We start from the raw sequence: 11457 nt of genomic DNA, 5'->3' as shown, positions 1-11457 counted from the left end.
CCTAGTTATACTGAGTCAAATAGTCCCAAACCGGTCCGGACTGTCTATCCAGCTGCGCGTTGATTTTATCTATCAGCGAGATGTAGTAGTCATAATCAGAATTTTCGGCCGCTTGCAAATGTTTGCGTGCAGTTTCGAGCATATTTTTAAACGCAGAAGCTCTTTCCGGAACTGTTTTCCAATCCGATGCAATAGAACCTTGTTCAAGGTTTAACTGAGCACGCACGCCATAGTGATCAGAAAGAGGCGATCTTTGACCACCGCGCAGATTGATTTGGGAATCAATCATCTGCCATTTCCAATTCATGTTTTTCGTGATGTTGGAAACAAAGATATAATCCAGAACCCAGTTGCCTTTTTCATCCGACAAAGGATTTTGTGACCCGCAGAATGTACACTGACCGTTGTAACCTACAGTTTCTTCCTGCACATCGCGCACACCCATCAAGAGTTTAAAAAATTTCCACTCGAAAGACTCTGCCGTGAAATTAAAGTCCCCGGTCATCACCCAGGGATAATCCAAGTGACGTAAACGCCATTGGTAAATATCCAGCATCTGCGTAATGCGCACAGCCCCTGACAAAGGATGCGTGTGAACATTGGTTGCAAGAATCGGCGTCGCCACTCCGGGCAATTGTACCACCATGTTCATGAAACCTTTTTTAACACCCATGATATCTTTTAAAGAATCCATGAAGCTGTCTGAATTCAGCACGAATGTGTAAACGTCGGTGTAGTTGATTTGGCCCTTGGTCAAAGCCATGAGACCAATTTTCAAATCCATATTGGGAGCGCTAATGTTGTAACGAGGTTGCAAAATGTCCACGATTACATTTTGTTGCCCGGAATTCCACACCTCTTGAAAGTGAATTACATCGCAAGGAGAGGTTAAAATTTCCTTGGAAAGCGCTTCAGATCGAGACGCAATGTTGGGCGCGTAAAGCGGACCATAAGTGTTGAAAGTCTGAATGCAAATAGCTTGGCTTAGGGATGCTGACAGCATCAACCCGGCAAAAAATGCCCACTTCATATTTCCCCTCCAGAAATAAACAGGGCTCTACCTTTGTCGGGAAAACAGAGGATTGCAACAATAATATGCCCCTCAAGGTTATTCACATTAGTTCCGATTTTAGATGCATATGAAAAACAGATTTTTCACAACAATTTCGGCACTTTCTCTGGTTCTCACATCTTGTCAGTCACCTTCACTTGTTGCGGTGAATGAGGCTTGCGTGGATCCTCGAGGCCCTGCGTCAGAAGGTTTAAGTTGTTCCGCTGTTTTCGTGGACACGGATCTTACTCCGCCTCTTTTGGATCCTGCAGCACCAGCAACGTTTACAACGATCAATCAGAAATTAAGTTGGGACAAATGGCTCGATGCTGAAATTGATTTCCTGCGCTTTTATTCAAACCGTTCTTTGAAACGCGGTCAGGAAGATGGCAAGCACGGCACTGAAATCTGGGGACTTGAAAATTACAAAGCTTACGCCAATGCCCGTGATCACTTGAATGCCATCCCTGTAGGACGCTTGGATATCAGCCGCAGTCTTATCATGCGCATCCATGAGTTGGGTTCCGAAGGCTTGAAAAAAGAAGCAAGCCTGATGGGAAAAATCATGCCGAAGAACATGTCTATCGGCAACACCACAGGATTTAAGGTCCGTCAAAACGTGGGCGGCGATCCTATTCTGCATCCTTTAAAAGAATCCCAGTATCTGGCTTTGAAAGCGAACCCTTGGATTAAGAAATTTATTGAACTCCCTTATCCTCTAAGTCGCAAAGACAAGCGCCGCGGTTGGATTGTGTACGGAGACTATAAAACTGTGGGCAAAGCCATCAGTGAACTTTCAACCTGGTATTACCAAAATAAAAACACGATGGATCCGATTGATCTAGCGGCAGAGTTTCAATATCGCTTTGTTTCGATCCATCCATTTATTGATGGCAATGGCCGAACCTCCATGCTTTTTGCGAACCGCATTTTGCAGGAGGCTGGCTATCCTGGCGTGATGAATACCTTCCCAGGCTATGATATTTATTATGATCTGCCCACTTGGAAGCAGCTATTCAGAAACAGTGTTGCTGAGTTCGGCGAAATGGTTCGCGAAGTGACTTTCACAGATCCTTCAGTACCCACGGTGAATAACATCAACCGTGACTCGAGCCCGCGCACAGCGATTTTGCCGACCACAACAACATACGGCAAAGAAGCCAAGCGCATAGAGCTTGATAAAGCCATGAAAAAGAAATTCAAGTGGATGAACGACACGATTTCCTCGAGAAATAAGTTCGTTAAAATCGGCAACACCAATTACACCATGCTGACGGATGGTTTCTTTTATAACCAAATGGGTATTCCCCATGCGCTTTTTAACGGCAAACTTTATCCGATTGCAGACCGTACGTATCTTCTCTATGGTGAAGGTGGCGACCTGGCTCCCCACACGTTTGCTCGTCGCAGTTTGACGTTGGCGCACCGAAATATCTTTAGAGATCACATGCAATATGTCCTGGATGTCCAGGCTCAAAAGATCGATCCTAAAGACATCGAGATCGTTGACTATAAAGTCATTAAAGACGCCAATGAGAAAGGCAAAATCTATTTGCATCCTTGGCAAGTACGCGTTTTCGAAAACGCAATCACGATCAAAGACACGGACCCGATGGCGATCCTGGCGCAGACTCGTGGCTGGCACACAGACTTTGAAAAGAGCTTTGAAACTCGCTCCGGAGCTTCGTTATCAGACATCGTAGCCCAGTATCAGTTCATGGAATTGAAGTTCCAACAGTACACTGAATATGCATTCGAAGTGAATAACACGGCGATGTTAAACAAGATCATGGTCAGCCGTGAGAAGTACTTCCAAGCGGCCAAGGCTTTGCTCGCTGAAGGACAAAAGCAGATTGAAAGCGCCCCTTCAGCGATCCAGATCACGATCAAAAAAGCTCCGCGCGTGACATTCCTCGAAAAATACATCTCCTATACGAACTTGGCCTACCCGACCTTGAAGGAAGCCATTGCAGCTCGTGGCGACGCAGATATCGTTCTTTTACGCAGTGACATGGCGTCAGTGGAAAAGACGGGCTTTATTTCAAATCAGTCTTATATCAATTTGGCGAAAGCCTTGCCGGGTTATGAGTCTTTCAAAGCCTGGATTAACGAGGTCAGCAAGCATCATGAGGACCCAACATATCAACCAAAATTCTTAGAGGCGCAACTGCGCAAGATGCTTCCTGGTTTCGATACTCTGGCAAATCGTATTCGTAAAGCTTTGAACGACAGTCGCTATGACCGACGTGGTATTGCCGACGAATTCGCCCGCGAATTCGTCGACCACTATACCCATGCTTTGGATTCACCTTTAAAAGATCATATTTCCCTGTCCACATCGACGGACCTTTACTTCGCTTATATCGGAGCTGGGACAGCCCCTAACATTCCGTTCTTAGCAGATGGATTGGGTGGAGGAATTTACTTTGTGAAAGTGAACAAAAAGACTGTGTCCCCGACGCTTTCTACGCCATTTTCTTCTGAGTTTGAGATCCTGTCTCAGCAGAACATTTCACCGTTTAAGATTTTAGGCAAAGTGGGCCTTGATCACTTCAAGACACCGGACGAAAACAAGTTCAACAGAGTGAATGAAATGGTCGACGAAGCATTCTATTTATTCCCAAAATAAATGGATAGGGAACTGACAGCGGCGTCTTAATTTGAGAATGCCGCTGCAGATCCTTAGAAATACCAGCAACTGCATCTGCATCACGATATATTTAAAGAAACGCAAGGCAAGGAATGAAAAATGGGAATCTTAAAACATCGTCGCAAATTGATCGTCAACCGCGAGGTTCAATACGACGCTCTGATGTTTGTAGGTCTTTTTGTGACCGGGATTTTCCTGGCCCAAGTGATTGCGGGCTGGGTTTTGGTAAGCAAACTTGAAGAAAAAGCCTTGGCCGGTGAATATGGCTCAATGTCGATTGCTGAATTTATCGCTCGCCACAAAGTTATGTTTTTAATGAACGAATTCATCGTGGTGGCGGTCTGTTTAGTTGCCGGGTTCTACCTGACAAACCGTGTGACTTCGAAAATCGTGGGTCCTCTATTTAATATCCGTCGCATTATCAATAAAGCGACTCGCCACGAGGAATCTGCTGAAGTTGTGGAAATTAAACTTCGCGAAGGCGACTATTTCCAGGATCTAGCTAAAGATCTTAACGTCGCCTTACAAAAAAAATCCAAGTAATTCTAATTCAAATTTTCAGACAGATTTTTAAACTCCGGTATTTTTTCAAGTGCCGGAATTTTCCACGTGCCATCAATGACCGATTGATTTGGCCAATACATTCGCATCACCAAATTGAAATCCTCCCCGGCCGGGGCTGGCAGCCAGTTGGACTCCAGGTTTTTTCCGGGAGAAACCGCCTGCACGTATATATCAAGGGACCCATCGGGATTCATTTTCAAGTGCTGACTGCTTCCCAACGAATACCTTTCGAGCGGATTTGGCACAAAGAATTTTCTGGAGTTGTACAGCGACACCGACCAAAAACCATAAACTGGTGGCGTTTGGTTTTTCGGAAACTTCAAAAGATACTTAAAGCCCCCATTTAAGCGTTCCCCCCTGCCGTCAACCACAGCTCTGGCGAAAGACATGTCTTGCGGGGCTGCGGTCTCAAATCCCATTTTTTTCATCAAGGCCCGGACTTTATAATTTGTGCCGTATTTGCCAGACAGAATGGGAGTGCCCCAACCGTTCACCATTTTCAAGTTCGGCGTGCCTCGCTGAAACTCTGCAAACTGATCTTGCCCCGCAAAGTATCCTGAATTGATGCCCTCTTTTACATGCTCTGGAAGAGCATCATAGTTAAATTCTTTATCCGGAAAAATTCCCAGCGCCGCCAAACGGGTAACCATCGCCCCGTCAGTTTGTGCCGGGGGATTCTTTTTTAGTTCTTTAGCAAAGACTTCAAAGAAAACTCGCGCATCCATGCCTTCCACCTGATCAAAGATCGGCGTGCGATTGTCGACATCGATATTAAAAACAACAGACATTGGCTTAGCGGCTTTGCTACCGAACTCTGAAAGAGTATTCACCGCAATTTTATCCTGATATCGATAAAGACGGTCATAGTCTGCAGTATCTTTCAATTGCGCTCGCCCCACCATCCACACTGAATTTGTTGGCGCGACAATTCTTTGCATATTCGTTGGAACCGCTCCCTTCCAATCAGGCCCAGTCAGGACAAAGTCTTTTTTCTGATTTCCCGAGGTTCGACTTCCGGGAGTTGCAAACACTTCGCCCCAGGCACTGACCAGGGAAAACATCACAAATCTTTTCCCGGCATCCGGCAAACTTATGACGACGGGCTCTTTAGAGACATCAATCCACGAGAGACTGCTTAAAATATCAGTTTCAGCAAAAGGCCGAGTCGTATCAGGTGTGGGCAAAGTTCGTTGGTTGGCGATTTGATTTAAAGGGGCTTTCTCGCGTCCCGCACGGGGAACGGCGGTCATTACCTCGCGCGCCGTTGCCATGACGACCATCGGATAAGCATAGATATAGGCATCTGCCGCAATCTGCTTGATCCCATCACCATTCGTCGGAGGGACCCGGGCATTGTTCGCTTGGGAATTTGCACAGCTTAACAGTAAACAGGATAAAAGCGTTATTACCAGTTGATTCAAGCGCATGAATCCCTCCAGCTTTTTCATTTATTTAGGTTCTATTTAGCAGCGACTCAAGACAATAAGCCTTTTGACAAAGACAAGACCTCCGTCATAATTTATCAGCCATGAAAGCCACACTGGACGCTGAAGCACAAAAAGCCCTGACGGAAACTCAGACCCAATTCAAACAAGATTTCACCACAAATCGTGGTTTCTTCACTGAAGCGGACGAAACTGCTCTGCGTGCGATGGCATTGGAAAAATTGGATCAGGAATTGGCAAAAACCGGCACTGCGGAAATCAACAGCACAGAGTTACGTCGCGCCTGGAATACTGTGGTGACAGATTTCCATCACAACAATTATTGGAACTTTGAACCCACTTTTGAAAAACGCCCCAAGGTATTAACTCAGGAACAAAAAACTTTTCGCGAAATGTTTCCTTATGTTTGGGCTGTGATTCAATCGGGAATTATTTTAAAAACCGCCGTTTATTATTTCGGTATTCGCTCCTCCAGCGATCCTTCAACTGAAAATCACATTTTCCTTTATCTGGCACTGGCAACATCCGCAGGCACATTGATTTATTTTGCCTGGAAGAATAGTCGCAACCAGTAAAACCGATTGTTCTTTGCCAAGATCCTGTCACTCCGCCGAATAACACACTCGACTTTGACAAGGACCAACGGACTTTGCCATGCTAATGCCATGAAAAACTCACTTTTAATTCTTCTTATTAGTTCAATCATCGCAGGCTGCGCCAGCACCACTGACGAAGGCGCCGTGGGAGTAAAACGCAAACAGCTGATGATGGTCAGTTCCGCAGAAATCAATCAAGCCGCCGCCTTAAGTTTTCAACAAACCAAAGACGAAGCCAAAAAGAAAGGCGCCCTGGACGTCAATCCGGCTCAACTAAAACGAGTGCAAACCATCGCCAACAAACTCATCCCTCAAACTGGCATCTTCCGCAAAGACGCTCCATCATGGCAATGGGAAGTCCACGTGATCACCAGCCCTGACATCAACGCCTACTGCATGCCCGGCGGAAAAATCGTCTTCTACACCGGCATCATCGAAAAACTAAACATGACCGACGGAGAAATCGCCGCCGTCATGGGCCACGAAATAGCCCACGCCCTCCGTGAACACGGCAGAGAAAGAGTCTCTGAGGAAATGGTAAAACAAAATCTTCTCAACATCCTGGTCGCCACCGACACACTTAGCTCCAGCTACGCCGGAGCCGCGAGCACACTCGGTGACCTGATGGTCTCCCTACCCCACGGCCGAGGCCAAGAATCCGAAGCCGACACCATCGGCGTAGAGTTAATGGCAAGAGCTGGCTACGATCCAAAAGAAGCCATGTCCTTATGGAGAAAAATGGGAGCCGGCGGCGGCAACAAACCACCAGAATTTCTCTCTACCCACCCCGCCGACTCAACCCGCTTGAATCACATCTCTTCGCTACTTCCCAAAGTAACCCCACTCTACGAAGCAGCAAAAAAATAAAACGCACCAACAAAAAACCAGATCCAAAAGATCTGGTTTTTTTAATTTCTACTAAAGCAACACTTCGGCCCGTCCAAGCGCAGCTGCCTTGGGCACAGCGGGCGCATGCTTGCTACGCAGCGACCTCCGTGGGCGCCACGATGGCGCGCACTCGCCGAAGGCGAGCCACGGTTGAGCCCGGATGGCGTGTCGCGGAGAAGTAAGCGTGAGACCGATGGGACCAAGGCAGATGCGCTTGGACGGGACGTCGCCGTTACTCCAAGAAGAAATAAAAAAAGCATCTCTTTGGGAGATGCTTTTCGAAGGTTTTAGCCTTTTAGATTTTTGATTCGCAAGTAGTGATCCATTGCGATCGACAGGATTGCATAGTCGTCCAGCAAACCGACCCCAGGAACGGAGTCTGGGATGAAGTCGAATGGGAAGACCAAATAGAACAAAGCTCCAACTGCTACGTATTTGGAAGTCTTTTGCAATTCGCCGTCTTTGAGGACGTTCCAAAGTGCTGTGACTTTTTCGCGGATGCTGGGGCTTTTCTTTTCAAGGTCTTGAAGGGTTTGTTCGTTTCTTTGAACGTATGACAAACTGTCATCACGTTGGCCAAGGCGCAAACAAAGGTCCATCAATCCGTCTTCATCGTTGCCGGTATTTTCGAATTGAGCGGCTTGCAAGTCCATCATCATGAAAGAGTTATTAGCGAACAAGACTTGTGTGAACTCGTAAGCTTCTTTCACGCATTCGTGGTCTTTATCGATCGCACCGTCTTTAACCATTGCCAGAATACCTTGATAGATATTCGTGTCGTATTGGGAAGGAACGCGGGCTGTGCCGCCTTTCTTTAACCAACGACGAAGTGTCATGTTAGACACTTGAAAATAGACGGCCAATTTTTCAGGACTCAAACCGGTATCTTTAGAGATTTTGCTAATTTGGCTGATTTTCATAGTGTCATCCTACCATATTGTTGAAGCCAATTAAAGATATCCTTCCATCCTTTATCAGCCATTTTGGGGTTAAAAGAAGCTCTCTCGTCGCATAAAAAGCCATGTTGCGCCTCAGGATACACCGTTATTTGGGCCTGAACATGAGCTTGTTTAAGCTGAGCTCGAATCTGATCGATTTGCGCCGGAGGAATACTCTGATCCTCAGCCCCGAACCCCAAAAACACAGGGCATTTAATTGAGCTGAGATCGTGCAAAAAAGGCGTGAAAGCGAAGCCAGGACGCTCTTGTGTCATGCCGCCTCCATAAAATGAAATGGCCGCCGCAAGGTCAATATGACAAGCCGCCAAAAGAGCAGCAAATCCACCCATACAAAAACCAATTGTTCCGACCTTAGAGGCATCAACAAATGGTAAACTTTGAGCGAGGTTAAAAGTTTGAGTCATATCATCGATCATGCGGGCGTTCGTAAGCTCCCCCAGAATAGGGCGCGCTGCTTGAAAGTTGGAGTACTCGACGACAACACCGTCACCAGCGCGATGAAATAGCTCTGGAGCCAAAACGACGTAACCATGATCCGCAAGTTTTTTGCAGACATTCAAAATATGATGATTCACTCCAAAGGCTTCCTGCAAAACGATCAGTGCAGGCTTCCTGGCATCGACTTTGTCAGGATTGGTGATATGAACCGTCATCGTACCATCGGTGGTAGAGACGCTTCTTTTCTCGTAAGCCATTTGAACTCCTTACATGAAACATTAGATCTAAAACTATCCGGCCGCAGTCAACAGATAGCAGATGCAGCTCATTGTTGCGCTCAGAAATATGTGATGGCAATCCCAAGATTCCTTGCTATATCAAGCACCTATTAAGGAGAGTTTATGAAATTGCTTATGTCAGTTATCACACTGATTGTATCCATTACTTTAACTTCTGCTGCCTCGGCGCAGACTTACGGAGCCCCTGCTTCACCAAAAGCTGGCGACCTAAGCACAATCGTTTGCTCACAAACTGTGGAGTCTTTGTGCGCACAGTTGCTTTATAAAACGGACGTAACCGCTTCAACTGAAGGGCAATTTCAGGTTTTGATTCAAGGTTTTGACGGAGCTCCCCTGCAAAACTTTAAAGTCGATCTTTGGATGAACATGGGACACCACGGCCATGGATCTTCGCCGGTGGACATCGTTGAAAACGCGAACGGCGTTTACTTGGTAACAAACGCCTGGTTTGTTATGCCGGGCCAATGGAATGTTCGTATTGATTTCAATTTGAACGGCCAAGCTCAACACCTTGAAATCCCAGTGTGGGTTTCTAAGTAGCCTCTAAAAGCTTAGGTGCTAAAAAGAAAAAGCCAGGATCCCTCCTGGCTTTTTTTATTTCTTATAATCTTTTAGATATTAATGATTTACATCCAACATCTTACGCACTTCTTCAACGTGCTCTGTCTCCAAACGGATTTGACCACGAACCAACTCCTCAAGAGCAACGTCGTCACCCACGTGCTTTAAAAGCTCTTTGTACTTCGCCAAAGCTTTCAATTCGAAATCCAGGCTCTCAGCCAAGATATCCAAAACTTTGTGCGTGTTCGTCTCTGGAACCGGGGAAACTTTCAACGAAGGATGACCGCCAAATGCCGTGATCTTTTCACCAATCATGGAAGCATGGGCATAACCCTCGTTCGCTTGATCGTGGAACCATTTAACGATGGGGATACGATTGGGGCCTTTGATCATCAACGCATAATGCAGATAACGAATCACCGCCGAAATTTCCATCTCGATGATTTCGTTCAGTAGCTCTACAATTTTCTTTTTATCTTCCTGCACTGTCATGACCCGCTCCTTATTTTGTTACTGCGTTAAAATGATGAAAGCCCCTTGCGGGGCTTTTAGTCACTCTAAAGTGGACTATTCATCATCAAGCTCGTCGTCACCCACGACGCCGAGATTGTACTTTTCAATGCGATATCGCATCGAGCGGAAAGAGATATGAAGCAATTTTGCCGCTCTCTTCTTAACGCCACCAGCAGAATGGATCGCTTTGACCAAAAGTTCTTTTTCAATTTGGCCCATGACCTTATCCAAGTCAACCCCGTCATCTCCCATCTCAATTTCATTGGAAGACGCCATTTTGCGGCCAGAAGCTGTGTTAACCATTGGCGGCAATGACTCAGGCAGGATCGTCGCACCACCCTCCAAAGCCACAGTGCGCTCGATCATATTTTCAAGCTCACGCACGTTACCTGGATAGTCGTACTTTTTAAGGATTTCCATCGCTTCAGCACTGATCGCACCGATATTTTTATTCAGGCGCTCGTTGTACTTTTTCAAGAAATGGTTCGCCAACAACGGAACATCTTCACGACGCTCACGCAAGCTTGGCGTTTTGATATTAATAACATTCAAGCGATAGAACAAATCTTGACGGAAAGTGCCCTTAGCCACCATCTCTTCAAGATTACGATTTGTCGCCGCGATAATACGAACTTCCACTTTAACGTCTTCAGTTGCACCCACGCGACGAACCACACGCTCTTGAATCGCACGAAGTAATTTTACCTGAATCGTCAATGGCAACTCACCGACCTCATCCAGAAACAACGTTCCGGTATCAGCCACTTCGAAAAGACCCGATTTATCAGCCACAGCTCCTGTAAAGGAACCTTTCTTATGACCGAACATTTCGGATTCCATCAAATTCTCAGGAATCGCACCGCAGTTCACGGTTACGAACGGACGATCTTTCAAGGGACCGTTGTAGTGAATCGCCTTCGCCACAACCTCTTTACCCGTACCAGATTCCCCCGTGATAAGAACGTTGGTTGGCGTCTGAGAAACACGTTTAACCATGTCAAAGATCGCATGCATTGCCGGTGAATTTCCGACCATGCTTTGGAAAGAGTATTCTTTCGTTAACTCTTTCTTAAGTGTTCTATTCTCAACTTCCAAATTGCGCGAACGAAGAGCGTTTTGAATGTTCAAACGAACTTCATCGATTTTGAAAGGTTTCGTCAAATAGTCGTAAGCACCCATCTTCATGGCTTCAACAGCAGTTTCCGTTGTACCGAAAGCTGTGATCAACATGAACACTGTGTCTGGGTATGATTCTTTAACGTGTTTAAGAAGCTCAATACCTGTTACATGGGGCATCTGCAAATCGGAGATGATCATGTCGAACGATTTTTTCGTCAGAAGGTCTTTTGCTTTTTGGCCGTCTTCAGCCAAAGTGATCTCATAGCCTTCTTTTTTCAGCATGATCTCTAGAAATTCGCGTATTGATTCTTCGTCGTCGACAACAAGAATTCTCGGCTTCATGTTCCTCGCTCCCACATCCTGTGATATATTAC

At 46.1% G+C, this 11457-nt stretch carries 11 protein-coding genes; 5 read left to right on the top strand and 6 right to left on the bottom strand.

Annotated features, from left to right (window positions below):
• Position 1 precedes the first annotated feature (1 nt).
• Positions 2 to 1030 carry an endonuclease/exonuclease/phosphatase family protein gene (locus HW988_RS07475; RefSeq protein ID WP_181606908.1) on the bottom strand — a complete coding sequence of 343 codons (1029 nt, stop codon included), beginning with the start codon at positions 1028 to 1030 and terminating at the stop codon, positions 2 to 4.
• Between the two features lie 109 nt (positions 1031 to 1139).
• On the opposite strand from HW988_RS07475, the gene HW988_RS07470 reads away from it, so the two are divergent.
• Both HW988_RS07470 and HW988_RS07465 read left to right on the top strand, forming a co-directional pair.
• The gene (locus HW988_RS07470) at positions 1140 to 3680 is read left to right on the top strand and encodes a Fic family protein (protein WP_220128824.1); all 2541 of its coding nucleotides are present in this window, start codon (positions 1140 to 1142) and stop codon (positions 3678 to 3680) included.
• A 120-nt stretch (positions 3681 to 3800) separates the two neighbouring features.
• Positions 3801 to 4244: a HAMP domain-containing protein gene (locus tag HW988_RS07465; RefSeq protein WP_181606905.1), complete on the top strand. Its 444-nt coding sequence runs from the start codon at positions 3801 to 3803 to the stop codon at positions 4242 to 4244.
• A gap of 2 nt (positions 4245 to 4246) precedes the next feature.
• Here HW988_RS07465 and HW988_RS07460 read toward each other — a convergent pair whose 3' ends face one another.
• Complete coding sequence (locus HW988_RS07460) at positions 4247 to 5692, bottom strand: DUF1254 domain-containing protein (protein WP_220128823.1); 1446 nt, start codon at positions 5690 to 5692, stop codon at positions 4247 to 4249.
• Between the two features lie 101 nt (positions 5693 to 5793).
• Between HW988_RS07460 and HW988_RS07455 the strand changes: the two genes are divergently transcribed.
• Both HW988_RS07455 and HW988_RS07450 read left to right on the top strand, forming a co-directional pair.
• Positions 5794 to 6285, top strand: a complete 492-nt coding sequence (locus HW988_RS07455) for a hypothetical protein (protein WP_181606903.1) — start codon at positions 5794 to 5796, stop codon at positions 6283 to 6285.
• Positions 6286 to 6375: 90 nt separating this feature from the next.
• Positions 6376 to 7173 (top strand): M48 family metallopeptidase, encoded by a 798-nt coding sequence (locus tag HW988_RS07450; RefSeq protein ID WP_181606902.1) that lies wholly within the window; start codon positions 6376 to 6378, stop codon positions 7171 to 7173.
• A gap of 308 nt (positions 7174 to 7481) precedes the next feature.
• Here HW988_RS07450 and HW988_RS19070 read toward each other — a convergent pair whose 3' ends face one another.
• Together HW988_RS19070 and HW988_RS07440 are read right to left on the bottom strand one after the other, a co-directional pair.
• Positions 7482 to 8114: a YkvA family protein gene (locus HW988_RS19070; protein WP_142699851.1), complete on the bottom strand. Its 633-nt coding sequence runs from the start codon at positions 8112 to 8114 to the stop codon at positions 7482 to 7484.
• On the bottom strand, positions 8111 to 8848 hold the full coding sequence (locus HW988_RS07440) for a dienelactone hydrolase family protein (RefSeq protein ID WP_181606901.1): 738 nt from the start codon (positions 8846 to 8848) through the stop codon (positions 8111 to 8113). Before HW988_RS07440 ends, HW988_RS19070 begins: the two co-directional genes overlap by 4 nt.
• 144 nt (positions 8849 to 8992) lie before the next feature.
• Between HW988_RS07440 and HW988_RS07435 the strand changes: the two genes are divergently transcribed.
• Positions 8993 to 9430 carry a FixH family protein gene (locus HW988_RS07435; RefSeq protein ID WP_181606900.1) on the top strand — a complete coding sequence of 146 codons (438 nt, stop codon included), beginning with the start codon at positions 8993 to 8995 and terminating at the stop codon, positions 9428 to 9430.
• Between the two features lie 78 nt (positions 9431 to 9508).
• Here the strand turns inward: HW988_RS07435 and HW988_RS07430 are convergent, their stop codons facing one another.
• Both HW988_RS07430 and HW988_RS07425 read right to left on the bottom strand, forming a co-directional pair.
• Positions 9509 to 9943, bottom strand: coding sequence for a bacterioferritin (locus HW988_RS07430; RefSeq protein ID WP_181606899.1), 435 nt, complete (start codon positions 9941 to 9943; stop codon positions 9509 to 9511).
• Between the two features lie 75 nt (positions 9944 to 10018).
• Positions 10019 to 11425, bottom strand: a complete 1407-nt coding sequence (locus HW988_RS07425; RefSeq protein ID WP_142699849.1) for a sigma-54 dependent transcriptional regulator — start codon at positions 11423 to 11425, stop codon at positions 10019 to 10021.
• Between the last annotated feature and the right edge of the window lie 32 nt (positions 11426 to 11457).

This window comes from Bdellovibrio sp. KM01, assembly GCF_013752535.1.
Lineage (GTDB): Bacteria > Bdellovibrionota > Bdellovibrionia > Bdellovibrionales > Bdellovibrionaceae > Bdellovibrio.
Note: the sequence above shows the minus strand (reverse complement) of the source record. Positions and strands in the feature narration are given on the sequence as shown.